General features: G+C 47.5%; 28 protein-coding genes. 19 read left to right on the top strand and 9 right to left on the bottom strand.

The window, feature by feature from the left end; all coding sequences use genetic code 11:
• Positions 1-231: 231 nt before the first annotated feature.
• The 5 genes from BQ4305_RS04790 to BQ4305_RS04770 all read right to left on the bottom strand — a co-directional run bounded on the left by BQ4305_RS04790 (position 232) and on the right by BQ4305_RS04770 (position 3254).
• Positions 232-1146 (bottom strand): helix-turn-helix transcriptional regulator, encoded by a 915-nt coding sequence (locus BQ4305_RS04790; RefSeq protein WP_110926715.1) that lies wholly within the window; start codon positions 1144-1146, stop codon positions 232-234.
• Positions 1147-1167: 21 nt separating this feature from the next.
• Positions 1168-1482: a nucleoside triphosphate pyrophosphohydrolase family protein gene (locus BQ4305_RS04785; protein ID WP_110926714.1), complete on the bottom strand. Its 315-nt coding sequence runs from the start codon at positions 1480-1482 to the stop codon at positions 1168-1170.
• 1 nt (position 1483) lies between these two features.
• Positions 1484-2056, bottom strand: a complete 573-nt coding sequence (locus BQ4305_RS04780) for a DNA-3-methyladenine glycosylase I (RefSeq protein WP_110926713.1) — start codon at positions 2054-2056, stop codon at positions 1484-1486.
• Between the two features lie 256 nt (positions 2057-2312).
• Positions 2313-2606, bottom strand: coding sequence for a DNA-binding protein (locus BQ4305_RS04775; protein WP_110926712.1), 294 nt, complete (start codon positions 2604-2606; stop codon positions 2313-2315).
• A 171-nt stretch (positions 2607-2777) separates the two neighbouring features.
• Entirely contained in the window at positions 2778-3254 is a 477-nt protein-coding gene (locus BQ4305_RS04770) for a GNAT family N-acetyltransferase (protein WP_110926711.1), read from the bottom strand.
• 215 nt (positions 3255-3469) lie between these two features.
• Here BQ4305_RS04770 and modA point away from each other — a divergent pair, with 215 nt between their 5' ends.
• The 11 genes from modA (at position 3470) to BQ4305_RS04715 (ending at position 11046) form a co-directional block, all read left to right on the top strand.
• Positions 3470-4276, top strand: a complete 807-nt coding sequence (gene modA, locus BQ4305_RS04765; protein ID WP_110926710.1) for a molybdate ABC transporter substrate-binding protein — start codon at positions 3470-3472, stop codon at positions 4274-4276.
• Positions 4277-4281: 5 nt separating this feature from the next.
• Entirely contained in the window at positions 4282-4938 is a 657-nt protein-coding gene (modB, locus tag BQ4305_RS04760) for a molybdate ABC transporter permease subunit (RefSeq protein WP_110926709.1), read from the top strand.
• A 128-nt stretch (positions 4939-5066) separates the two neighbouring features.
• Positions 5067-5285, top strand: a complete 219-nt coding sequence (locus tag BQ4305_RS04755; protein WP_110926708.1) for a DUF1659 domain-containing protein — start codon at positions 5067-5069, stop codon at positions 5283-5285.
• A 35-nt stretch (positions 5286-5320) separates the two neighbouring features.
• Positions 5321-5539 (top strand): DUF2922 domain-containing protein, encoded by a 219-nt coding sequence (locus tag BQ4305_RS04750; RefSeq protein WP_110926707.1) that lies wholly within the window; start codon positions 5321-5323, stop codon positions 5537-5539.
• 87 nt (positions 5540-5626) lie between these two features.
• On the top strand, positions 5627-5776 hold the full coding sequence (locus BQ4305_RS04745; protein ID WP_110926868.1) for a YvrJ family protein: 150 nt from the start codon (positions 5627-5629) through the stop codon (positions 5774-5776).
• A 271-nt stretch (positions 5777-6047) separates the two neighbouring features.
• On the top strand, positions 6048-6218 hold the full coding sequence (locus BQ4305_RS21300) for a hypothetical protein (protein WP_199880500.1): 171 nt from the start codon (positions 6048-6050) through the stop codon (positions 6216-6218).
• A 158-nt stretch (positions 6219-6376) separates the two neighbouring features.
• Entirely contained in the window at positions 6377-7636 is a 1260-nt protein-coding gene (ltrA, locus tag BQ4305_RS04735) for a group II intron reverse transcriptase/maturase (protein WP_110926706.1), read from the top strand.
• Positions 7637-7932: 296 nt separating this feature from the next.
• Complete coding sequence (locus tag BQ4305_RS21295) at positions 7933-8103, top strand: hypothetical protein (protein WP_199880500.1); 171 nt, start codon at positions 7933-7935, stop codon at positions 8101-8103.
• Between the two features lie 158 nt (positions 8104-8261).
• Positions 8262-9521 (top strand): group II intron reverse transcriptase/maturase, encoded by a 1260-nt coding sequence (gene ltrA / locus BQ4305_RS04725; RefSeq protein ID WP_110926455.1) that lies wholly within the window; start codon positions 8262-8264, stop codon positions 9519-9521.
• A 258-nt stretch (positions 9522-9779) separates the two neighbouring features.
• Positions 9780-10718 (top strand): acetamidase/formamidase family protein, encoded by a 939-nt coding sequence (locus tag BQ4305_RS04720; RefSeq protein ID WP_110926705.1) that lies wholly within the window; start codon positions 9780-9782, stop codon positions 10716-10718.
• A gap of 127 nt (positions 10719-10845) precedes the next feature.
• On the top strand, positions 10846-11046 hold the full coding sequence (locus BQ4305_RS04715; protein WP_110926704.1) for a hypothetical protein: 201 nt from the start codon (positions 10846-10848) through the stop codon (positions 11044-11046).
• Between the two features lie 131 nt (positions 11047-11177).
• Here BQ4305_RS04715 and abc-f read toward each other — a convergent pair whose 3' ends face one another.
• Positions 11178-12809 carry a ribosomal protection-like ABC-F family protein gene (gene abc-f, locus BQ4305_RS04710; RefSeq protein ID WP_110926703.1) on the bottom strand — a complete coding sequence of 544 codons (1632 nt, stop codon included), beginning with the start codon at positions 12807-12809 and terminating at the stop codon, positions 11178-11180.
• A gap of 409 nt (positions 12810-13218) precedes the next feature.
• Here abc-f and BQ4305_RS04700 point away from each other — a divergent pair, with 409 nt between their 5' ends.
• Positions 13219-13386: an aspartyl-phosphate phosphatase Spo0E family protein gene (locus BQ4305_RS04700; RefSeq protein WP_110926701.1), complete on the top strand. Its 168-nt coding sequence runs from the start codon at positions 13219-13221 to the stop codon at positions 13384-13386.
• A 150-nt stretch (positions 13387-13536) separates the two neighbouring features.
• The gene (locus tag BQ4305_RS04695) at positions 13537-13998 is read left to right on the top strand and encodes a YfmQ family protein (RefSeq protein WP_110926700.1); all 462 of its coding nucleotides are present in this window, start codon (positions 13537-13539) and stop codon (positions 13996-13998) included.
• Between the two features lie 237 nt (positions 13999-14235).
• Here the strand turns inward: BQ4305_RS04695 and BQ4305_RS04690 are convergent, their stop codons facing one another.
• The gene (locus tag BQ4305_RS04690) at positions 14236-16167 is read right to left on the bottom strand and encodes an ABC transporter ATP-binding protein/permease (protein WP_110926699.1); all 1932 of its coding nucleotides are present in this window, start codon (positions 16165-16167) and stop codon (positions 14236-14238) included.
• 310 nt (positions 16168-16477) lie between these two features.
• On the bottom strand, positions 16478-16891 hold the full coding sequence (nikR, locus tag BQ4305_RS04680) for a nickel-responsive transcriptional regulator NikR (protein ID WP_199880561.1): 414 nt from the start codon (positions 16889-16891) through the stop codon (positions 16478-16480).
• Positions 16892-17055: 164 nt separating this feature from the next.
• Here nikR and BQ4305_RS04675 point away from each other — a divergent pair, with 164 nt between their 5' ends.
• The 6 genes from BQ4305_RS04675 to BQ4305_RS04650 all read left to right on the top strand — a co-directional run bounded on the left by BQ4305_RS04675 (position 17056) and on the right by BQ4305_RS04650 (position 21249).
• Positions 17056-18075: a FecCD family ABC transporter permease gene (locus BQ4305_RS04675; protein ID WP_110926867.1), complete on the top strand. Its 1020-nt coding sequence runs from the start codon at positions 17056-17058 to the stop codon at positions 18073-18075.
• Between the two features lie 11 nt (positions 18076-18086).
• Positions 18087-18875: a heme ABC transporter ATP-binding protein gene (locus BQ4305_RS04670; RefSeq protein ID WP_110926696.1), complete on the top strand. Its 789-nt coding sequence runs from the start codon at positions 18087-18089 to the stop codon at positions 18873-18875.
• A 1-nt stretch (position 18876) separates the two neighbouring features.
• Positions 18877-19848 carry an ABC transporter substrate-binding protein gene (locus tag BQ4305_RS04665; RefSeq protein ID WP_110926695.1) on the top strand — a complete coding sequence of 324 codons (972 nt, stop codon included), beginning with the start codon at positions 18877-18879 and terminating at the stop codon, positions 19846-19848.
• 90 nt (positions 19849-19938) lie between these two features.
• A complete protein-coding gene (locus BQ4305_RS04660; protein ID WP_110926694.1) occupies positions 19939-20310 on the top strand; it encodes an iron chaperone in 372 nt (123 codons plus the stop codon).
• A gap of 35 nt (positions 20311-20345) precedes the next feature.
• On the top strand, positions 20346-20756 hold the full coding sequence (locus BQ4305_RS04655) for a ribosomal maturation YjgA family protein (RefSeq protein WP_407640135.1): 411 nt from the start codon (positions 20346-20348) through the stop codon (positions 20754-20756).
• 28 nt (positions 20757-20784) lie between these two features.
• The gene (locus BQ4305_RS04650; protein WP_110926693.1) at positions 20785-21249 is read left to right on the top strand and encodes a hypothetical protein; all 465 of its coding nucleotides are present in this window, start codon (positions 20785-20787) and stop codon (positions 21247-21249) included.
• An 84-nt stretch (positions 21250-21333) separates the two neighbouring features.
• Here BQ4305_RS04650 and BQ4305_RS04645 read toward each other — a convergent pair whose 3' ends face one another.
• Entirely contained in the window at positions 21334-22686 is a 1353-nt protein-coding gene (locus BQ4305_RS04645; RefSeq protein ID WP_110926692.1) for an MFS transporter, read from the bottom strand.
• Between the last annotated feature and the right edge of the window lie 89 nt (positions 22687-22775).

The following is a 22775-nucleotide window of genomic DNA, read 5'->3' as shown; positions in this document are numbered from 1 at the left end:
GTAGTTAACCCATTCGACGAAATATATATAAATCCCTGTTTTTGTTCCATAAACTATCAGGTTCATTTAAGCTTTTGACGGAATATGGAATATTGATGCGAAGCAAAAATGCCATTTAAGGATAAGCTGTCCGTAAGAAAAATTTTATAAAAAATATTTTATGATGTCTGAATTCTGCTCCACAATTAAAAAGGTTACGCTAAGAGGGCTTCTAGTCATTATCCAAGTATCTTATAAGTTATTGGTAAGATTGTCCCTTAGCTCATCCAGCATAGCGACGATTCTCGCGGACAGCTCTGCAGGCTGGATGTCTTCTAATAATGTTCCGTATGAAAGCAGGTACTGGTCGAGCCAGCGGCCTGCGGGAAATCGGCAGTGGATGGTGAAAGAGCCGCCTTCGTTCTTTGTGATCATGCTGTCATCAAACTCGTCATAAACCCTGTAGGCGCCTTTGGATGAGATCCGGAGCGTAATTGGGATGGACGTGTCGGCCATCTGTTTTTCGGCCTGTTCGATTGCGGCAGGAGGGGTCTTCGGGATGAATGTTTCGCCTGTAAGGGTGACGTCTCTCATCCGGCTGATTTTGAATACCCGACTATCCATTTTCGAGAGGCAGAAACCGGAAAGGTACCAGGCGTTCTGCTTGAAGAGCAGCTGGATGGGTTCCGCCCGGCGTTCGCTTATCTCTCCTTCTGCATTGAAGTACCGGAAGCGGATGACTGCATGCTGGGTGACCGCCTCCCGCAGCAGGGAGAAAAGCTGTTTGTTTTTCGGCCCGCTTCCCCAGGGGGAGAAGTCGACGTCAATCCAGCTGGCAGCCTCTTTTTTAAATAACCGGGCAAGCTTCGGCAATACGGAATCCGCATTCGGAAAGTCGGTCGCTGCGAGTGCCTGCAGCCCAATCAGGATCTCTTCCTGTTCCTTGTTCGTCAGCAGGGAGGTGTTGAGGGAATATCCCTCCAGCAGGGAAATCCCTCCGCCTTTTCCTTTGGTGGCATACACGGGAATGCCGGCTCCGCTCAAGGCGTCGATATCCCGGTAGATGGTCCGTGTGGAAACCTCGAAGTGTTCGGCCAATTCTTTGGCCGTCACGGTCTTTCTGTCCAATAAGAGATAAATGATTTCAAAATACCTGTTCACGCTCATAAGACATCCTCCTGATCAGCATCACCCGAGCTGCTTTTCTTTTTGCTCCAAGAACTGTTTCAATGATTGTCCACTGTCGATTCCCATCCGTTCCGCTAACACGATCAGCCACCAGATGGATTCGCCGATTTTGTGCCTGAGTTCCGGTTCAGGGCTGCTGCCGGTCGGCCATCTTTCTTGCTGGGCCATCGTGAGCCGCCCGACCAAGGCCGCATCGGTCAGGAAGGCGAGGGCATCCTCCTCGATCGACCACTCCTTGCCATGGTGTTTTTTCTCGAGCTGATGATAGAGTTCCCTGATTTTTACCGAACGGCCTGCTGCTTCCTTAATGTCCATATTATCGCTCCGCTCCCGGTGAATTGGACGTGTGATACGGGCATGTTTTCACATGGTCATCGACCATCCCGATGGCCTGCATAAACGAATACATCGTAACGGGGCCGACGAATTTGAAACCGCGTTTCTTCAAATCCTTGCTCAGCTGCTTCGACAGGGGTGTTTCTGCGGGCATCTGTCCGTCTGCTTCCCACTCGTTGACGATCGGCTTGAAGTCCGCATACCGCCATAAAAAATCAGAAAAGCTGCCGAATTCCGTTTGGATATTCAATACTGCTTGGGCGTTGCTTCGGACGGACTGCAGCTTGGCCATATGTTTAATGACGCCGCAATTTTCCTTGATATTTTCCAGGTCTGCATCTGTAAGCGCAGCGCAATAGGCAATGTCAAAATTGTGGAACGCCTCTTTGTAGCTGTCTCGTCTGGACAGGACAATGCTCCACGACAGCCCGGACTGGGCGCCTTCTAACGTCAGCATTTCAAATAGATAGCGATCATCATGGTTGGGCACGCACCATTCCTGATCGTGATAGGCTTGCATCATTTCACTGCTTCCCGGCCATAAACATGTCATTTCTTATCCCTCATTTCAAATCGATTGCCTTCACTTTACCATGTATAATAAGACAGCAGTATGTCATATTTCCGTTCGCTGAGCAACTTATTGTGGAGCATGCATGAAGGGGGAACTGTACAAGTCATCGTTCGCTATTAGTAAAGAAAAGCAGGGTTATTCTTTGTAGAACAACTCTGCTTGGGAAAATAACGTATGTACACAAGCTTAGAACTGCATAGTAAACAAAAGCGTCCGATTGATGAACCGTATTCGTTCACTCGCCCAGACTCAATAACCATTTACGCAGCTTTGCCTTCGGGTAATAGACTTTGCCGTTAATCATAATATGGGGTATGTCAGCATGCTCCTGAATGAGAGACTTTGCATCTTCTTTCGATATCCCCATAAAATAATGCACATTACTTTCTTTAATCAGTTCGTGTTCATCATCATCTTCTAAGGAATCCATTAGGCCCTTGGCATTTGGATTTTTAAAATTCTTTAATCCATCTCCAATAAAATATCCTGCTGCTCCAATCCCTATGGCTAATATAAAATCCCACTCCATTCTTACCCCTCCATAAAACGAACGATTCATCCTGCCTGCGATTCAAAGACGGAATGCCTCATTTATTTTACCATAAAAACCCAACGTTTAATTTCCGTGATTTACAGAATGATTCAATATATTTTCCGTAAAAAAGGGGCACTCCCTATTAAAGAAGTGCGCCCGCTGCCATTATAATTCTTTTATATACCAAGTGTCACAGGCACTGTGCTCGGTTTCGTCCAGTGCCCGATCGAGCTGCCGGAAGCCGAATTTGACGTACAGCCGGTTGGCGGTCCGGAGCTTCTCGAACGTTTCCAGGTAACAGTGCGTGAAATGCTCTTTTGCGAAGCCGAGGGTTGTGTTCATCAGTTCTTTGGAGAGGCCCTTGCCTTGGGCTTCAGGAGCGATATAGAGCTTTTGCAGTTCGCAAATCCTGCCCGTTTGCCCGAATGGGGCGATGCCCGCGCCGCCGATTGCTTCATCCCATTCATTCACGGCCACCCAGTATTTTGCCTGGGGCTGCGGGTCATAATAATGGGAGAGGCTGCCCAGCTGGGGGTCGAAATAAGCAGTCCCCGGTATGTTTAACTCGAACGATTCCAGTGAGCTCTTAATGATTTGTTCCATTTTCAGGTTGTCTTTTTCTTCGATTTCACGAATCCGCATAATTTCATCCCCATCTCTGCATTCAAGTGATTTTCAGATTTTGTCCCCCTTAGTTTACGGGCTTCCATTCACCGGTTTCAACCATTATTTCATCATGGGGAAAACGAGTATTTTGCTCAAAAATCAAAAAAAGTCATATTTATGTCCCTTTATTCGTTATAATTAGTTATAATGAATTATATTTAGATATAACTAGTTATAAGGAGAGTAAAGAAATGAGAAAATTATACGGCTTAGTATTCGCTGTAATGGTTCTGTTTTTGGCCCTTGCCGGCTGTTCAGCGAATGAAACAAAGAAATCTGAGGAGACAAAGCAAACAGATTCTAAAGAGAAAACGGCATTGACGGTATCGGCGGCTGCAAGCCTGCAGGATGCGCTGACCGAAATTAAGGCAGACTTTGAGAAGGAACATCCCGATGTTCAAGTGAATTTTAACTTTGGCGGTTCAGGTGCCCTTCAGCAGCAAATTTCGCAGGGAGCGCCTGTTGACCTGTTCTTTTCTGCTGCCCAGGATAAGTTCCAGGCTTTGGTCGATGACGGGCATATTGACAAGAAAAATGGCATCGATTTGGTCGGAAATGACCTTGTATTGGTCGTGCCAAAAGGGTCAGACAAAGGAATTCAATCATTTGAAGATTTGACAAAAGCCGATAAAATCGCACTCGGCACACCGGAATCTGTGCCGGCAGGGGAGTATGGGCAGCAAACACTGAAAAATACAGATGTCTGGAAAGAAATCGAAGACAAAGTGGTATACGGGAAAGATGTCCGCCAGGTCCTTACATATGCAGAGACGAAAAATGTGGATGCGGGCATTGTTTATAAGACAGATGCTTTGACCTCCGACAAGGTGGAGATTGCAGCGGCTGCGGAGGACAGCACCCATGACCCGATCATTTATCCAGTCGGCATCATAAAGAACAGCGCCCATGTGAAAGAAGCTCAATTATTCTATGACTATCTGCAAGGTGAGAAGGCGATGCAGGTGTTAGAAAAGTATGGATTTAAAGACCTTACGTAATCATCATGGATACTAGTTTTTGGAAACCGGTTGTCCTGTCGGTAGAGATTGCTTCTGTATCTTCCGTTTGTGTCCTGCTGTTGGGGCTGTTTTTTGGGAGGCTGATGGCGAATCGGGAATTTAAAGGAAAAGTGCTGGTTGATACCCTTTTCCTGTTGCCGCTCGTTTTGCCGCCTACCGTTGTTGGATTTTTGCTAATCATGATTTTCGGGCGGAACAGTCCGGCGGGACAGCTGATTGAGTGGATCTTTCAGCAGCCTGTGATGTTCACATGGTGGGCCGCTTTGATTGCGTCGTCTGTCGTTGCATTTCCGCTCATGTATCAGTCTTCAAGAGTGGGATTCGAAGCGATCGACCGGGATATTGAAAATGCCGCACGCGTAGACGGGGCCAATGAATGGAAAATCCTGCTGTTTATTTCGATTCCGCTTGCCCTTAAAGCGATCATTTCCGGGGCCATCCTCAGTTTTGCAAGAGCGCTTGGCGAGTTTGGCGCCACCCTGATGTTTGCCGGAAACATTCCGGGAAAAACACAGACCATTCCCACCGCCATCTATGTAGCCATTGATTCGGGCAATATGGAATTGGCCTGGCTGTGGGTGATCAGTATGATTGTCATTTCCTTTCTCATGCTGATCAGTGTGCATTTAATCAGAACGTAATTTTCACCGAGGCATCCTTTTTGAGAAGGATGTCTTTTTTTATTGGCCAAAAACCTTTTTTAAAAACGTTGCTACTTTCCCCTTTGCGAAATGGATATATAAGACGAAAGCGAAAGGGGGTGAGACACATGGCCAGCCAAGTTATCTTAACAAGCGCATTGCGGCTCGATTTCGAAGCCGGCGTGAACGAGAAGGGAGAAGCGGTTTACAAACGCAAATCCTTTGCGAACATCAAGACGAATGCAACGCCGGATCAGCTGTTTGCGACTGCCGGCGCGATCGCAGGCCTTCAAGGCTATCCGCTGAGCGAGGTTTCCCGTCAGGACACACACGCCCTGATCAACTAAGATCCGTCAGGCGGTGAAGGAAGGAGGTGAAAGGAATGGCGAAGACACTTGAAATGGTGTTTGTGACAGAAGAAGGGAAATCAGCAACGATCGCCCTCGACAACCCGATTGAACCGGTTGATGCAGGAATGGTCAAGCAGGCGATGGAGGAAATCCTGACCCAGAACATCTTCACCTCTTCTTCAGGAGATTACGTCAGTGCGAAAAGCGCGCGTCTCGTGGAACGGAATGTGGAGGACGTGGAAATCGTCTAATCAATGAAGGCAGGCTTCTTGTTTGGAGGGATCATTCCTGAAGAGCGGGGAGCCTGCTTTTTTCAAAAAAATGAGGAGGTGACTGAAGTGGATCAAATCCTGCCATTTATCAGCGATATCGGGTTTCCGATCATTGTGACCCTGTATTTGCTTCACCGGATTGAAACAAAGCTGGACACATTGAATCAGACCATCGTTGAGCTGCCGGATCGCTTGAGAGACGGACTTCAGCAATAGCCGAAAAGAGAAGCATTGTGAATGGAATCATTCACGATGCTTTTTTGTGTGCGCCCGGCATGGGTGCAGTCTATAGGGTGAGAGTCCCGAACCATGAAGGCAGTAGTAATGGTTAGCTTAACGCAAGGGTGTCTGTGGTGACGCAGAATCTGAAGGAAGCGAGCGGCAAACCTCCGGTCTGAGGAACACGAACTTCATATAAGGCTAGGTACCATTGGATGAGTTTGCACAACAAAACGAAGTCCTTACTGCCGAAGGTGGTACAGAGTAAATGAAGCAGATAGATGGAGGGAAAGACTGTACTCTTACCCGGGGAGGTCTGATTGGAACGCCAAGTTCCCTTGGTAACCTATCCAGCGATGGACAGCTGAACAATCAGAAGTCAGCCGAGGTCATAGTACCATTCCAACTCGAGATGGAATGGGAAGGACTGAACTATTAGGAAGAACGAGAACTAGGCATATAATTCCTGTATAGAAGCAGACAATCCGAAAGGACTTACTTGAAGGAGGAAGTGGTGAATTCCACAGGGGACTTCATGAGGGTGGAGCAGGAATAACATAATTAGATTTCTACGTTCACGTCGAAAGGAAATATCACATGTTAATGGATCTGATTCTGTCACGGGAAAACTTAATAGAAGCACTTAAACGTGTGGAGAAGAACAAAGGGAGTCACGGCATAGATGGAATGTCCGTAAAATCCCTACGAAGACATCTCTATGAGAACTGGGAAACTCTTTGTGATTCATTAAGGGAAGGTACCTATCAACCTAACCCAGTCCGTCGAGTCGAAATCCCGAAACCGAACGGTGGAGTAAGATTACTAGGAATACCTACCGTGACAGACCGGTTCATTCAACAGGCTATCGCCCAAGTTCTAACCCCACTTCTTGACCCAACCTTCTCAGAACATAGTTATGGGTTTAGACCAAATAGAAGAGGTCATGATGCGGTTCGTAAAGCAAGGGAATATATAAGTGAAGGTTATAGATGGGTGATTGACATGGACTTGGAGAAATTCTTTGATAGAGTCAATCATGATAAGTTAATGGGGATATTAGCAAGTAGAATCCAAGACCGGCAGGTCTTGAAACTTATACGGAAATATCTCCAAGCAGGAATTATGATGAATGGTGTAGTCTATGATGCAGAAGAAGGAACACCACAAGGAGGTCCACTGAGCCCCCTTCTTTCGAATATCCTTTTGGATAAACTTGATAAAGAGTTAGAAAGGAGAGGTCACAAGTTTGTCCGCTACGCCGATGATTGTAATATTTACATGAAATCGAAGAAAGCTGGAGAACGAGTGATGAACTCAATTACATGCTTTATTGAGCAGAAATTAAAGCTCAAAGTAAATAGAGAAAAGTCAGCAGTTGATCGCCCGTGGAAACGAAAGTTTCTTGGCTTTAGCTTTACGGTCAATAAGAAACCGAAGGTTCGAATAGCCAATGAAAGTATTAAAAGGCTTAAGGCTAAAATACGGGAGTTAACCTCCCGTTCTAAACAAATTCCTATGGAAGTTAGAATCGAGAAACTAAATCAATATCTAACGGGATGGTGTGGATATTTTGCATTGGCTGATACACCAAGTAAATGTAAAGAATTTGATGAGTGGATTAGACGGAGACTCCGTATGCTTGAATGGAAACAATGGAAGAAACCGAGGACAAGAGTAAGAAAACTCAAAGGTCTAGGTGTCCCTGACCAAAAGGCATATGAATGGGGAAACTCCAGAAAGAAATATTGGAGAATAGCCTGTAGTCCAATCTTACACAAAACCCTCAATAACTTGTATTGGAGTCACCGAGGGTTGAAAAGTTTATATAATCGATATGAATTTCTGCGTCAAACTTAATGGAACCGCCGTATACCGAACGGTACGTACGGTGGTGTGAGAGGTCGGGGGTTAATCACCCCCTCCTACTCGATTTNGCCCGGCATGGGTGCAGTCTATAGGGTGAGAGTCCCGAACCATGAAGGCAGTAGTAATGGTTAGCTTAACGCAAGGGTGTCTGTGGTGACGCAGAATCTGAAGGAAGCGAGCGGCAAACCTCCGGTCTGAGGAACACGAACTTCATATAAGGCTAGGTACCATTGGATGAGTTTGCACAACAAAACGAAGTCCTTACTGCCGAAGGTGGTACAGAGTAAATGAAGCAGATAGATGGAGGGAAAGACTGTACTCTTACCCGGGGAGGTCTGATTGGAACGCCAAGTTCCCTTGGTAACCTATCCAGCGATGGACAGCTGAACAATCAGAAGTCAGCCGAGGTCATAGTACCATTCCAACTCGAGATGGAATGGGAAGGACTGAACTATTAGGAAGAACGAGAACTAGGCATATAATTCCTGTATAGAAGCAGACAATCCGAAAGGACTTACTTGAAGGAGGAAGTGGTGAATTCCACAGGGGACTTCATGAGGGTGGAGCAGGAATAACATAATTAGATTTCTACGTTCACGTCGAAAGGAAATATCACATGTTAATGGATCTGATTCTGTCACGGGAAAACTTAATAGAAGCACTTAAACGTGTGGAGAAGAACAAAGGGAGTCACGGCATAGATGGAATGTCCGTAAAATCCCTACGAAGACATCTCTATGAGAACTGGGAAACTCTTTGTGATTCATTAAGGGAAGGTACCTATCAACCTAACCCAGTCCGTCGAGTCGAAATCCCGAAACCGAACGGTGGAGTAAGATTACTAGGAATACCTACCGTGACAGACCGGTTCATTCAACAGGCTATCGCCCAAGTTCTAACCCCACTTCTTGACCCAACCTTCTCAGAACATAGTTATGGGTTTAGACCAAATAGAAGAGGTCATGATGCGGTTCGTAAAGCAAGGGAATATATAAGTGAAGGTTATAGATGGGTGATTGACATGGACTTGGAGAAATTCTTTGATAGAGTCAATCATGATAAGTTAATGGGGATATTAGCAAGTAGAATCCAAGACCGGCTGGTCTTGAAACTTATACGGAAATATCTCCAAGCAGGAATTATGATGAATGGTGTAGTCTATGATGCAGAAGAAGGAACACCACAAGGAGGTCCACTGAGCCCCCTTCTTTCGAATATCCTTTTGGATAAACTTGATAAAGAGTTAGAAAGGAGAGGTCACAAGTTTGTCCGCTACGCCGATGATTGTAATATTTACATGAAATCGAAGAAAGCTGGAGAACGAGTGATGAACTCAATTACATGCTTTATTGAGCAGAAATTAAAGCTCAAAGTAAATAGAGAAAAGTCAGCAGTTGATCGCCCGTGGAAACGAAAGTTTCTTGGCTTTAGCTTTACGGTCAATAAGAAACCGAAGGTTCGAATAGCCAATGAAAGTATTAAAAGGCTTAAGGCTAAAATACGGGAGTTAACCTCCCGTTCTAAACAAATTCCTATGGAAGTTAGAATCGAGAAACTAAATCAATATCTAACGGGATGGTGTGGATATTTTGCATTGGCTGATACACCAAGTAAATTTAAAGAATTTGATGAGTGGATTAGACGGAGACTCCGTATGCTTGAATGGAAACAATGGAAGAAACCGAGGACAAGAGTAAGAAAACTCAAAGGTCTAGGTGTCCCTGACCAAAAGGCATATGAATGGGGAAACTCCAGAAAGAAATATTGGAGAATAGCCTGTAGTCCAATCTTACACAAAACCCTCAATAACTTGTATTGGAGTCACCGAGGGTTGAAAAGTTTATATAATCGATATGAATTTCTGCGTCAAACTTAATGGAACCGCCGTATACCGAACGGTACGTACGGTGGTGTGAGAGGTCGGGGGTTAATCACCCCCTCCTACTCGATTTGGATCAGGAAATAGGCAAAAAATGTGTCAGAGATCCTGACAAGCCAATGGATTTGACGAAGTGGATTTGATACTCTTTTGACAAGATTTCTCGATGTGCTTCAGGGATATATTCTTTACATACGGAAGCGAGTCGGACAGGAGAAGTGAAGCTGGCCTGTTAAAAATGAGGAGGTTTTTTGTATGGAACAGACGAAAGAAACGATCCAGCAAATTAAACAGCCGGGAGCGCACAGCTATGTGTTCAGCAAGTACCTGGAGCCGATTGCCCGTGTGAAGCCGGGGGAAACGGTGGAGATTTTCACGAAAGATGCCTTTGAGAACCGGATCACGAGCGAGCAGGATATCCCTTCCGAAATCTTGGGCCATTATCTGAATCCGCAAACAGGTCCGATTTATATTGAAGGGGCGGAGCCTGGGGACACGCTCGTTGCCCATATTGTGGATATTGAACCGACCCGGGACTGGGCGGTCAGCCTGCAGAAGGAGAATTTCGGCGGACTGACAGCTACGGAACTGACACGGACGCTGAATGAGCCGCTGCCGGAAAAAGTCTGGATCTACAAGATGGAGAACGGGATGCTGCGCCATAATGAGCGCCTGAACTTCCCTTGGCGCCCGTTCCTCGGAACCATTGGGACCGCCCCTGAAATTGAGGCCGTGTCGGCCCTGACGCCGGCAGATCATGGCGGGAATATGGACTGTCCGGACACGAAGCCGGGAAACACAGTCTATCTTCCGGTGCGTACGGAGGGCGCCTATTTCTTCACGGGAGATGTCCATGCCGGCCAGGGGGATGGGGAGCTGTGCGGCGTTGCACTTGAGATTACCGCGAAGGTGACAATTACATTCGAGCTCATCAAAGGCAAGGAGATCAGATGGCCCCGCATTGAAAGCCCGACGGAATATATGGTTGTCGGCAGCGCCCGCCCGATGGAGGATGCCGCCCGAATTGCTTACGCGGAGCTGATTGACTGGATGGAGGAAATGGGCTGGGAGAAATTTGAGGCGTACCAGGCGCTGTCCCAAATCGGCAAGCTGCATGTAGGGAATATGGTTGACACCAATTATTCGCTTGTCGCGAAAATTGAGAAGAAGTATGCCCAGCCCGAAATGGATTGACGGATGAAAGAAAAAACACCTGTATGCATGTCGGGGATGCCCGGAGCATACAGGTGCTTTTTGGATGACCTGCTTGATTTTTGTATATCGTTTTTCCTTTTGCCCATAATAATTTTGAGGTGATTGGATGGAACGCTTTATCGATGTTGTCACCGCGCCGCTGCTGTACTTAATCATTATTGTCGGGCTGACTCTCTGGGCGCAGTTTTTTATAATGAAACGGATCATTAAGAACAAAGGGATTCTCCTGCTTTGGGTGTATGCCTTTTATGCGACCATTTTTCTGTCGATCTTTCTGTTAAATATGGCCTACAATTTTTTTCAGTAATATGTTCTGTTCACGGCAGATTAACCTGCCGGGAGACCCCGATTCCAGCCGAACTTTTGGATGAGCCTTCAGCACGTGAATTTCTCATTTTTGTCCGAAACCTACAAACATCCTCTTCTTATTTGACTTCCTCATGAAAGGTCCTTAATCTGTTTGGTCAGTTCTCTGAATTTCTCGTCAAGCTCCGCGTATTCCTTCATGCCTGGGGAGAGAAAACTGAGCTTTCCGAGCACCGCCTGTCTTTCTGTTTCAAGCGTCAGGCGAAGTTCTTCTTTGCTGTCCTGTGAACGTACGGCTTCTTTCGCCTGCTTTTGAATGCGCTGATTTGAGAGGATGAGCCGGCTGTCTGTCGTTTTCTCGAGAAAATAGCGGTCATGCGAAACGACGAGCAGTGTTCCGCCATACTGGGACAGCGTCTCTTCCAGCTGTTCGCGGGAAGGGAGATCGAGGTGGTTCGTCGGTTCATCCAAAAGGAGCGCGTCGGTTTCCTCCAGCATATAGCCCATCAGCTTCAGCTTTACCCGCTCGCCCATGCTCATGTCCCGGATAGGGGCGGTCCAGTGAGAGGACGTGAACCCCAGCTGCTTCATCAGTGTCTGGACTTTGCCCCTTGCGGCGAAGGTTTCCTGATGGAAGAGCTGCGCAGGGGTTTCTTCGAGCGGAAGGTCGAACACCTCCTGCGTCAGATAGCCGATTTTGGCAGAAGGTGACACCCATACCTCGCCCCAAGCCGTTTCTTCTCCCATCAGTATGTTCAAAAGCGTCGTCTTGCCGCTTCCGTTCGGACCGGTGATGGCGATTTTCTCCCCGTGCTGGACCGTAAAGGAAACATTCTGGAATAAGCTCCGCCCGTCAAACGCCTTGGTGAGCTTCTTCACCTCTAACAACCGTTTTCTGGTTTTGCCGGCGGCCTCCATGGAAAAGTGTACCGTATGCTCCGGCTCGACCGCTTCTGTTTTCGACTTCTCTGCTTCTTTTTCCAGCCGTTTTTGTTTCGATTTGATCTGGGCGTCCGTCCGCTTGGCTTTGACACGCCAGTATTCTTTGGTGCCTTCCTTTTTCGTCGATTGGGCATGGGCCTTGTTCGACCAGGAGGTGAGTTCCTTCATCTGGTTCTCGATCCGCTCAGTCCGTTTCTGCTGCTTTTCATATTCCCGCTCCTGCGTCAGCCGTTTCAGCCTGCGGGCCTCCATGTAACTCGTATAGTTTCCCTTATGCTCGATCAGCTTTTTCCCTTCGATCGACCAAATCTTTGTGGCCGTTTCATCTAAGAAGTGACGGTCATGGGAAACGAAGACAATCGTTCCGCGGTACTTCTTGATCTGCTCTTTGAGGAGGGACAGGCTCGGTTCATCGAGATGGTTCGTCGGTTCATCAAGCAGCAATACATCGGCTTCTTTGGAAAAGCCGAGGGCAAGCCGGGCCTTCAGCTTCTCGCCGCCGCTTAAGCGGGAATAATCCTGGTCTGGCACTTTCCACTTTTCGAGCAATTGGGCTTCGGCAGGGGAAGTGCCATCAGGGGTGTACGATTCGGTCTCCTGTTCGACCATCGTTATGTTCAGGTCTTGCTGCAGCCTTAGGATCTGGCCTTCTGACGGCTGGATATCCTGGTGGAGGAGATGCATCAGGGTGGATTTCCCGGCGCCGTTCTGGCCGATGATCCCGATGACTTCTCCCTGCCGGACGCTTGCCTTCACCTGTTCAAAAATGGGTTGCTCGGCGGTTTCATAGCTGATATTCGATAATTTCATCAGTTCTTTCATACTCGATCCCTCTCTTTTCAGGGAGAACAAAAAATCCTCCCCATGTAGTGGAAGGATTAGCCGTACCGTAAATAAGCTATCGAGATGAATAACTCAGGGAGTTATAGAAAAATGGGCAGACTAATCCTATTTTGTATGATTTGAAATATGGAATTTCAAATGTTGAAAATAAGATTAGTTAATCATCGTCCACCCATCATTCCTTTCCGTTCTTAGTCGGCGCCCGAAGACCGCCTTTATGACAATCAGTATAGCATATATGCAACCGATAGCACTCGGAATATTGCAGGAAACGGTGCTTTTTTCACAGAATTTGGTTTTATTTTTGAAAAAAATGGATAATGTGTATATAATATCATTCAATAGCAGCAGAGTGTACACATGTCTGTCTATGAAAAAGGAGAGAACCATGCCGCCCAAAACCTCCCAGCAATCCATTGTTCGCCAGATTGATTCCTTACGACACCAGCTGATCACGACAGGCCTGACGAAAGGGCTCACCCACCCCGATACGATAAAAACAAGCAAAGAGCTCGACCGGTGGCTTTATAAATATCAAATCAAGAATTCCAAGTAACGATTCCCATGTTGCCTTTTTAGGAATACATACGTTTTTTCCAAAAATCAGGATGTTAATAGAATGGACATAATTTAGCAGGAAAAACAGTCCGTCCTCTTGTTATAATGGGAGGGATACAGCCATTTCATAGTAACGGAGAGATGAAACATGACGATAACTGTTTTGATTGTAACGATTGTGCTCAGTCTCATAAAGCTTTTGGCGACATGCCTTCCGACCGATGTGGTGAATTGGATTCTCAGAAAGTTTGAACTGCATGCCGAGCTTCATGCAGAAGAGACCCAAATCACGATGGAGGGGAAACTCCTGGACGGGGACGAGAAGACCCGTGTCATTGATTCTTTTAACGAAGCGATCTTTTTAAAGCAAAAACATATATTTCCTGGAAACGAGTCCATGTTTTTAGAGCCGGAGGACGGCGGGACTCCGATCATCATTGATACGAAGCAAGGCAAAAAGGATATTCGGCTGACGATGTTCATCTACAGCGACCGCGTGGATGTAGTCAAACAGTACAAGAAGAAAGTGCTGGCGTACAGCCTGCTTTCCGACAGCCTTCAAGAACGCTTCATGCCTGCGGGAGCGGGGCAGGAAATGGTATTGAACTGATAAAAAAGATACACGATTAAAAATAACAACTTCCTTACAGGGAAAGTTGTTATTTTTTTTGTTTATGCTGCATGGATTCCGTTCCAGGGACGCTTTCCGGGGGCACGGCTCGAGCCTGCAGTCTCTCCCTCGTGCTATTCCCCCAGGAGTCGCCCCTCCACTCTCATCCATTTATAAACGGAACGGCTTGATATAGATGTTTGCCTCGAAGAATTTTCTCCCAGCTTTTGTTTTTTCTTATTCATACTTTAAGGCTTCGGCTGCTTTCATCCTGGAGGCTCTGAAGGCAGGAATGAAGGAGGCCGCTGCGCCTAACAGTCCGCTGAACACAATGATGATCAGCATTTGATTTATATCAAATTGAAAGAGCTGCAGATTGGGCTTTTCAAACCCAGCTTTGATAATGAAATTCGCCAGTTTTCCGATTGCCATCGATCCGGCGGCTCCGAAAAGACCGCCCAGCATGCCAATCATGAACCCCTCTGTGACAAAGATGCGTCTAATATCCGATCTATAGGCGCCAATGGCTTTTAAGGTGCCGATTTCTTTCGTTCTTTCTAAGACGCTCACATACAGGACGATTCCAATCATGATGGAAGATACGATTAAAGAGATAGCGGACAATAGACCGACTGCGACACCCGCCATGGTCACATAGTTAGAAAGTTCTTCCCCGCTGTCACCTTCTGTCTCTGCTTTGTACCCTTTAGACTGCAGGCTTTTTATGACGGAATCGGCTTTATCGGGAGAAGAAGGAATCGCTGTATACTGTAAAGCTGTCTGTTTCGTCTGTGGATTGTCGTTTGTAACTGACAAAGCTAAAGGATAAGAAAAACCGACTGAATCCAATAACGGAATTGCGCCGTTTTTGGAAATTCCTGTGATTGCAGCCTCGGTTTTCACAGTTTGATAGACGTCTTTTAATGACATGAGCTGTGCGATTATGGTCACTTGCTGACCGATTGCCTGTTTGGTGTTAGACCCGAACAGTTTTTGAGCGAGTCTTTCGGGAATCACCACTTCATGATTCTTTGAAGGATAGTCCCCCTCAGTTATATAAGATTTACCGTATATCGATTGATGGGAAGCGGGGACTAAGGTATCGGCTGAACTGGTTTCCCTTTTTCCTTCCTTTGTTGTGATGCTGATGGTGAATGGATTGTATGTATAAACGGCTTCGATGTTTTCCGTTTTCTCCAGGTCATGGATCATCGTGTTCGGCAGTAATTCTGTATCTTCTTTATAAACCGCTATTGATGAATGAGCGACTGTCCCATCCACTGTGCTGGTTATCTTTTCTTTTACACCATTTCCTAATGCTCCGATCAGGATGATTCCGAAAATCCCTATGGAGGCACCGATGGCGGTCAGTGTACTGCGCCATTTTTTATTTCTTAGGTTTCGGACGGCTAATTTGAGTGTGGTTGCCCAATTTATTTTTTTGCCCTTATGTGAGAGGGCTGAGTCGATGGCTGGATGTTCATGCTTTTGTGCAGCTGTCTGTTCAATCTTGGTAATCGTGCCGTCTTTCATATGGATGATTCGATCTGCATAGTGAAGGAACTCTTGGGAATGGGTCACAACCAATACAATTTTCCCTTGGTTCGCCACCTGTTTGAGCAGGCTCATGATTTGTTTGGAATTTTCGGAATCAAGTGCTCCTGTAGGCTCATCCGCCAAGATAATGTCAGGATTGTTGGCCAGGGATCGGGCAATCGCTACCCGCTGTTTCTGTCCGCCGCTCAGCTGTTTGGGGAGGTGGAACGCCCTGTCTTTTAGACCGACTGACTCGAGTAATTCCTTTGCCCGGCCTCTTCTCTCGGTTTTCGGGAGCCCTTCTAAGATCATGCTCATTTCTACATTTTCGATGGCTGTTAAGTGGGGGACAAGATTGAAGTTCTGAAACACGAATCCGATTTTTTTCCGCCTGAAGAAGGCCCAGTCTTTTTCGCTGAAACCTGTGACATTTTTATCGTGAAAAAAATATTCTCCTTCGGTGGCTTCATCTATCCCGCCGATAATATTCAATAATGTTGATTTCCCGCATCCCGACTCTCCGAATAAATACGACAATTGGCCAGGGTTCAGTTCCAAATCAACCTCTTTCAGTACGGGAACCGTTTCATCCGCCAATTTATAGTGCTTCTCGATGGATTTTAATGAAATCATTCTATTCTTCCTTTCTCTTGGTGTAACGTCTTTTTACCTAGTTTAGAAGTATACTTGAAAAGTATAAACACAATTTTTCAATATTGGAAATATGTACATATATGCAGATTAATAGAGAAAAAATGAGAAAAGAAGAGATAATAGAAAGAAATGGCAGGAAAATAAGAAGAGGAATTTTTCTATCTTTTTACCTAGCTGTTAAAATACAAGAAAGACTGTTTAGGAGGAGAGAGAAGAGGAAGGGGAACGAGATTTCCCCTTGTATGGTAATCACCAGAAGTGCTACAATTTGTAAGAAAGGTAACACGATTTAAGCGAGCGGGGAAATGGTCAGTTTTCCATACAGAACCCCTTTTAATGTGATCAGTTTGTCACTGAGTTCCTGCAGGTCGCTCATGATTCCTTTAACGACAATCAGCTCCAGGCAATTGTGATGGTCGATATGGAGATGGGTGGTGGCAAGGATGTTGTCATGATAGCCATGCTGGATGCTCATCATTTCATTGACGAGATTGTTCTGGTGATGGTTATAGAATAGCAGGATGGCACCGGCTAAATTTTCAGTATTGTTTGAAGATTTATGCTGGACGATGAAGTCGCGGATTAAGTCGCGTACGGCTTCGGAACGGTTCTGATAGCCTTTGTTGTGAATGATTTGGTCGAAGCTTTCTAGTAATTTCTCATCCATTGAAACACCAAATCTAGTTAATTTATTATTTTCCAAAACCATTCAGCTCCTTGTTAGATACATATGAGGCGGAATCTCTTTCAAAAATTCGGATGATTCCCTCAATTATTGTAAAGCATTTGAAAGGATAAAAAAAGATGTCTCCACACTCCAAGCGTTTTCTGGGAATACGTACGATTTTCAATCGGGATGAACCGAATATGAAGGTGGTTCTCCTGCTGCTGCTGGCGGCAAGTGCTGTATCTATTATTCTGGCAATCGGAATCGGGCCGGTTTTGGTTGATCCTTTGACCGCGGCGAAGGTCATTGCCGGCAAGCTGCCGTTTTTCTCTGGCAGCATTCCCCATGACTGGACCCTGTTAGAAGAAAATATTGTCTGGAGACTGAGGCTGCCGAGGGTGCTGCTCGGAATGATTGTCGGGGCGTCGCTTGCGGTCTGCGGTGTGGCGATGCAGGCGTTGGTGCGCAATCATTTGGCCGATCCGTTCATCCTTGGCGTTTCATCCGGAGCTTCGGCGACAGCGACCTTGGGGATGCTGTTCGGCGTCTTTTCGTTTTTCGGAACCTATGCGCTTTCAATCAGCGCTTTCCTTGGTGCAGCGGTCACGATTCTTATTGTCTACACGCTCTCCAGGGTCAAGGGACGGATCAATGTCACCCAGCTGCTGCTTTCGGGGGTGGCTCTGGCGATGATTATGGATGCGCTTACGAATGTCATCACCTTAAGCGCTCCGAATGCCTTGGGTCTCCATAATGCCGCCTTCTGGATGTCCGGCAGCCTGGCCGGGGCGAAATGGGGCTATTTGAAGCTTCCGCTTGCCGTTATGGTGATCTGCCTGGCGGTGCTGATGATCCATCATCGGGCCCTGAATGCCTTGCTGATGGGCGAAGAGGCGGCGGGGACGCTCGGCACCGATGTTCGGCGGATGCAGAAGATTCTTGTGCTGGTCGCCTCGCTCTTAGCCGGTGTGACGATTGCGGTGAGCGGTTCTATCGGGTTTATTGGGCTGATGGTGCCGCATATGACCCGCCTGCTGATCGGTTCGGACCACCGGCGGGTCCTTCCGGTAAGCGCGCTGCTCGGCGGGATATTGGTCATCTGGACGGATGTGGCCGCAAGGATGGTCATCGCTCCGGAGGAACTGCCGATCGGGATTTTGACGGCTTTGATCGGCGGTCCGTTCTTTATTTGGCTTCTGAAGAAAAATTCACGGGCGTGAGGGGGAATTTGATGCGGCTCCAGGTCAAACATCTATATTTTTCATACGAAGAAAAAGCGATCCTTGAAGACATTTCCCTTCATGTATCCAAAGGGGAATTTGTCGGGATCATCGGGCCGAACGGAAGCGGGAAATCGACGGTCCTGAAAAATGTATACAGGGCCCTGAAGCCGGATGCCGGGGCGGTCCTGCTGGACGGGGAGGACCTGTACCGGATGAATGTCAAAAAGGCGGCGCGGTCCATGGGCGTTGTCGGGCAGGAAAACGCCGTCCCGTTCGATTTTAAAGTAGAGGAAATCGTGGCGATGGGACGGAATCCGCATAAACGGCTGTTTGACACAGATACGCAGGCGGACCGGGAAATCGTGGCGGATGCCTTGAGGCAGACCGGAATGGAGCACATGGCCAAAAGGGATTATGTCCGGCTGTCCGGCGGGGAAAAGCAGCGGGTGATCATCGCCCGCGTGCTTGCCCAGCAGACGGACTTCCTGCTTTTGGACGAGCCGACGAACCACTTGGACATCCACTACCAGCTGCAGATGTTTGACCTGGTCAAGGGCTTGGGTGTGACGGTTCTGTCCGCGATTCATGACCTGAATATTGCGGCCTTGTACTGCGACCGGCTGTATGTCCTGAAAGAAGGGCGCCTGTATCAGGCAGGCACACCGGAGGAAGTGCTGACACCGGAATTGATTTCTGCGGTCTACGGAATCCGGGCGGATGTGATTGTCCATCCGATTACGAATAAAGTTTCGATCACCTATTTGCCAAATAGCCTGAACCTGCAGAGGGGGAAATGAGATGAAGAAGAAAACGTTAGGGGCCTTATTCGGCGCGGTATTTCTGGCGGCCGCACTGGCCGGCTGCTCGGGGGAGAAAGAATCTGCCGGGGAGGCAAAAGAAGCACAGGCATCTGAATATAAAAAGCAGACGTTTGACAATTACGGCAGGGAAGTCACGGTGTCCAAGAAGCCGGAAAAAGTACTGACCCTGGGTCCGAATGCTACTGAATTGTTCATCGCCTTGGGCCTTGGCGATTATGTGATCGGCAACAGCCTGGATAATCACAGCCGGGGCGCTTTACCGGAATACAAGGAAGCCTATGCGAAAATTCCGGAATTGACCTACGGATCGGCGACCCGGGAAGCGGTGACGACGAGCGGCGCCGATTTCATCTACGGGATCGACTGGGAATTCGGCGAGGAAGGCCTTGATATCAAGGAGCTGGAGGACTTCGGAATCACGACTTACATGAACAAAGCCTCCAACTTTGAAGAGATTTATAAGGAAATCACGGATATCGGTAAAATTTTCCACGTTGAAAAGAAAGCCGAAGCCTATGTAGCGGATCAAAAAGACCGCATTGCCGCCGTTCAGAAGAAAGTAAAGGACGAGGAACCGGTCAATGTGCTCGTGTATGACAGCGGCGGTGACGGCGTCTTCACAGCCGGCGGCACCAACTTTGAGACTTTGCTGCTGGAGCAGGCCGGCGGGAAGAATATTTTTGATGACAGGACGGAAAAGCAGTGGCTGACCGTCAGCTATGAGGAAGTGCTGAAACGGGAGCCGGATGTCATTGTGATTCATGATTATGATGCCCCTTCACTGGAACAGAAAATCAAGGACATTAAACAGGATCCGGTACTGTCCAAGCTGGACTGCGTGAAGGAGGAGCGCTTCGTTCCGATTACACTGGAGAGCGTTCTGCCTGGCGACCGGATGGCCTATACGGTGGAAACTTTGGCTAAAGGCTTCTATCCGGACTCGTTTTAACAAGGTTCCCCTGACTTAGGCACGAGAAAAAGTGTCTATTGTCAGGGGTTTTATGTTTCAATAGAGGAAAAGCACTGAGGAGGGATCTATATGGAAGTTTTTGCGGAATATATAGCGAAGATTGAAAATCAGGAGCACCGGACGCGGATGGAAGAGATGCTGAAATGGGCGGCGGCGACATTTCCGGACCTGGAGCCGAGAGTGGCCTGGAACCAGCCGATGTTCACCGATCACGGGACTTTTATCATTGGATTCAGCACAGCCAAGCAGCATATGGCCGTTGCGCCCGAAAAGGCAGGGATTGATCATTTTTCAGAGGAAATCGTAAAGGCGGGCTATGACCATACGAAGCAGCTGATGCGGATCAAGTGGAATCTGCCGGTCGATTACTCGCTGCTGAAGCGAATGATCGAGTTTAATAGGCTCGACAAGGCGGACTGTTCAACTTTTTGGAGGAAATAAAGAGAAGGTCAGTTTAAAGATAGGAATGAATTATATTGTCATGTTTACGTAAGCCGGCCAGCCGGCGTGTACATTATTTTCTGGCGGTGCTGCTGACAATGCTGCTCGGCCTGTTCTCGAGACGGTTTGGCGGGCTGCTGCCTGCAGCGGTCGCCGAGCATGCCGGGGACATGCTCTGGGCGATGATGGTCTATTTCGGTTTTCGTGCTTTGCTTGCTGCGAAGAGCCTGAGGACGGTGATTGGACTGAGTCTTTTATTCAGCTTTGGCATCGAGTTCAGCCAGCTCTATCAGGCGGAGTGGATCAATGATATCCGCGGGACGGTGCTGGGGGCGCTGATTCTTGGGCATGGATTCCTCTGGGCAGATTTGGTCCGGTATGCCGGCGGGATTTTGATTGGGGCGGTTCTGGATCGGTGGGGAATGTCGAAATGGATGAGGCTCTGAGCAGTCGCGTTTTAAAAGGGGAATATGCATGTTTGATAAACTAACAGCTTTGGCGATCGTTTCTTTATTTGTCCTTCTTTCTGTTCTTCTTCTATTATTGGTTCCTTTCTTCGGCTTTTATGGATTTGTCAGTATTCTTGGCAGATTGTGGGGGGAGTCGCTTTTTTCGGTAGATTTCTTTGAAAGTCATGTTATGAATTTTGGTTATATTCTTTTGGTTTTGGGTTCTGTTTATCTATTGATTTCGCTTTTGGAACTGCTATTTATCATTCTGAAAAAGAGAGAGATTTTGCAACTCTCTCACAAATTCCACAAACTGCTTGCGTTTCTTATGCTGGTTTTCTGCAGTTTCCTGCTGACGAAAACCGTCATTCTGACTATTTTTCAAAGATTTCATTCCTCGGATCTTTTCTTGCTGTTTGTTTTCTTCGCTGTTTATTTGGGTTTGTTCATTTGCAGCGACACGTATAAAAAGCAGGATACCATTTTCTGAACGAAAAAGAGGATGAGGCTAAAATGAAAAACATCCAATTCTCACAGAGAACTGGATGTTTTTGGTTATTCTGAATGCCTTAATTTACGATACAGGCTTTTTCGCCACATTCCCGACAGGTGCCGGGGAATGGACCTTGATCAGCAGGGACAGCAGGAAGCCTGCAAGCAAGATTCCGCTCAGCATGTCAAAGGCGAGTTTGTAATGCTCGGTTCTCGTTAAACCGATGACAAGGTTCGGCCCTGCGCTCGCCCCAAGGAATAGGACGAAGGCATTGAAGGAGATGCCGCTTCCGCGTGCGTTTCCAGCGAGCTGGCCGACAAGCGTGATCATGACAGGTGTTACGACCGCAATGCCGGCCACGAATACGATGCTTGCTAAGACGAGCAGCGGCAGGGTCGGGCTGATGCCGATACATAGCAGTCCGACGGCAGCGAGAATTAGTCCGCCTCTTAGGACAGCTGCCCTGCCGATTCTGCCGGCGATTCGGCCCGCGAAAGGCGACAGCAGCATGCCGACAATGCCGGCGCCGCGTACAGCGAGAATTTGATGGGCGTTAAGCCCGAATTTGTCCGAGCTTAAATAGCTTCCGAGCACGGTATACATGCCGACAAGGGAGAGCAGCAGCAGGAAGGTGATCGAGAAGGTGAACACCAATTGCGGCCGTTTCAGCAGGCCGGACATTTGCTGGAATTTGCTCAGGACACTGTCGTCTGACTTCGCTGTCTGTTCCTTTGGCAGCCTGAAAATCACGACAAGGGCGGTCAGGAAGTAAACCGCACCTAAGATGAAGAAGATCGCCCGCCATCCGAAGGTTTCCGCGATGAATCCGCTGAACACCTGGCCGACGACACTTGCCATCAATAGGCCGGAACTGATGAAACCGATGGCGGTCAGCCTTCTGTTCGGCGGGAACAGCTCCCCGGCATAAACGAGTGAAATTGGGGCGAACGCTGCTGCGATCAGTCCCTGGATTCCCCTTAAGACAATCATGGCAGCATAGCTGTCGGCAAAACCGATGGCGATGGTGACAATCGTTAAGAGGACCATGCTGACGGTCAAAAAGATTTTACGGCCGTATTTATCAGAAAACGGGCCGTAAAGCAGGCAGCCTAGGGCATAGCACAAAGAAAAAGAGCTGCCGATCCAGGCGGTTTGCGCCGCTGTGATGTGAAAAGCCTCCGTGAAAGTCGCTGTCAATGGAATGGTAATGTACATGCTGCTGAGCAGAACAAGGCCGCACCAGAATAACAGGACGGTAATGAAGGAATAATGGGGCTGTGTTGGATGATGATTCACGATAATTCCCTTTCTTTCCTGAGTCTGGATACATCCGGACTCTCTATAATAGGTATCCGATTTTTTTCGGTTAGGTAATAGAATATACCCCGCATTTGGCTGATTGGCAAGTACAATGCTCAGTCCTCCTTCAGCCATATTATGCTTGGACTTGAGTCACCATGCCCAATCCTTCCACATAAGGATGGTAGAGGAATATTAGGTAGGTCAGGACGATGAGGAGGGAT

The sequence above is a fragment of the Bacillus massiliglaciei genome (assembly GCF_900098925.1).
Classification (GTDB): domain Bacteria; phylum Bacillota; class Bacilli; order Bacillales; family DSM-1321; genus Peribacillus; species Peribacillus massiliglaciei.
The sequence above is the reverse complement of the archived record's forward strand: the minus strand, read 5'-3'. Positions and strand labels throughout refer to the sequence as shown.

Bases quoted from the DNA above. Each gene is read 5' to 3' on its own strand.
- BQ4305_RS04790 (WP_110926715.1), bottom strand. From the start codon at position 1,146: ATGAGCGTGAACAGGTATTTTGAAATCATTTATCTCTTATTGGACAGA.
- BQ4305_RS04785 (WP_110926714.1), bottom strand. From the start codon at position 1,482: ATGGACATTAAGGAAGCAGCAGGCCGTTCGGTAAAAATCAGGGAACTC.
- BQ4305_RS04780 (WP_110926713.1), bottom strand. From the start codon at position 2,056: ATGACATGTTTATGGCCGGGAAGCAGTGAAATGATGCAAGCCTATCAC.
- BQ4305_RS04775 (WP_110926712.1), bottom strand. From the start codon at position 2,606: ATGGAGTGGGATTTTATATTAGCCATAGGGATTGGAGCAGCAGGATAT.
- BQ4305_RS04770 (WP_110926711.1), bottom strand. From the start codon at position 3,254: ATGCGGATTCGTGAAATCGAAGAAAAAGACAACCTGAAAATGGAACAA.
- modA (WP_110926710.1), top strand. From the start codon at position 3,470: ATGAGAAAATTATACGGCTTAGTATTCGCTGTAATGGTTCTGTTTTTG.
- modB (WP_110926709.1), top strand. From the start codon at position 4,282: ATGGATACTAGTTTTTGGAAACCGGTTGTCCTGTCGGTAGAGATTGCT.
- BQ4305_RS04755 (WP_110926708.1), top strand. From the start codon at position 5,067: ATGGCCAGCCAAGTTATCTTAACAAGCGCATTGCGGCTCGATTTCGAA.
- BQ4305_RS04750 (WP_110926707.1), top strand. From the start codon at position 5,321: ATGGCGAAGACACTTGAAATGGTGTTTGTGACAGAAGAAGGGAAATCA.
- BQ4305_RS21300 (WP_199880500.1), top strand. From the start codon at position 6,048: ATGAAGCAGATAGATGGAGGGAAAGACTGTACTCTTACCCGGGGAGGT.
- ltrA (WP_110926706.1), top strand. From the start codon at position 6,377: ATGTTAATGGATCTGATTCTGTCACGGGAAAACTTAATAGAAGCACTT.
- BQ4305_RS21295 (WP_199880500.1), top strand. From the start codon at position 7,933: ATGAAGCAGATAGATGGAGGGAAAGACTGTACTCTTACCCGGGGAGGT.
- ltrA (WP_110926455.1), top strand. From the start codon at position 8,262: ATGTTAATGGATCTGATTCTGTCACGGGAAAACTTAATAGAAGCACTT.
- BQ4305_RS04720 (WP_110926705.1), top strand. From the start codon at position 9,780: ATGGAACAGACGAAAGAAACGATCCAGCAAATTAAACAGCCGGGAGCG.
- BQ4305_RS04715 (WP_110926704.1), top strand. From the start codon at position 10,846: ATGGAACGCTTTATCGATGTTGTCACCGCGCCGCTGCTGTACTTAATC.
- abc-f (WP_110926703.1), bottom strand. From the start codon at position 12,809: ATGAAAGAACTGATGAAATTATCGAATATCAGCTATGAAACCGCCGAG.
- BQ4305_RS04700 (WP_110926701.1), top strand. From the start codon at position 13,219: ATGCCGCCCAAAACCTCCCAGCAATCCATTGTTCGCCAGATTGATTCC.
- BQ4305_RS04695 (WP_110926700.1), top strand. From the start codon at position 13,537: ATGACGATAACTGTTTTGATTGTAACGATTGTGCTCAGTCTCATAAAG.
- BQ4305_RS04690 (WP_110926699.1), bottom strand. From the start codon at position 16,167: ATGATTTCATTAAAATCCATCGAGAAGCACTATAAATTGGCGGATGAA.
- BQ4305_RS04675 (WP_110926867.1), top strand. From the start codon at position 17,056: ATGAAGGTGGTTCTCCTGCTGCTGCTGGCGGCAAGTGCTGTATCTATT.
- BQ4305_RS04670 (WP_110926696.1), top strand. From the start codon at position 18,087: ATGCGGCTCCAGGTCAAACATCTATATTTTTCATACGAAGAAAAAGCG.
- BQ4305_RS04665 (WP_110926695.1), top strand. From the start codon at position 18,877: ATGAAGAAGAAAACGTTAGGGGCCTTATTCGGCGCGGTATTTCTGGCG.
- BQ4305_RS04660 (WP_110926694.1), top strand. From the start codon at position 19,939: ATGGAAGTTTTTGCGGAATATATAGCGAAGATTGAAAATCAGGAGCAC.
- BQ4305_RS04650 (WP_110926693.1), top strand. From the start codon at position 20,785: ATGTTTGATAAACTAACAGCTTTGGCGATCGTTTCTTTATTTGTCCTT.
- BQ4305_RS04645 (WP_110926692.1), bottom strand. From the start codon at position 22,686: ATGGCTGAAGGAGGACTGAGCATTGTACTTGCCAATCAGCCAAATGCG.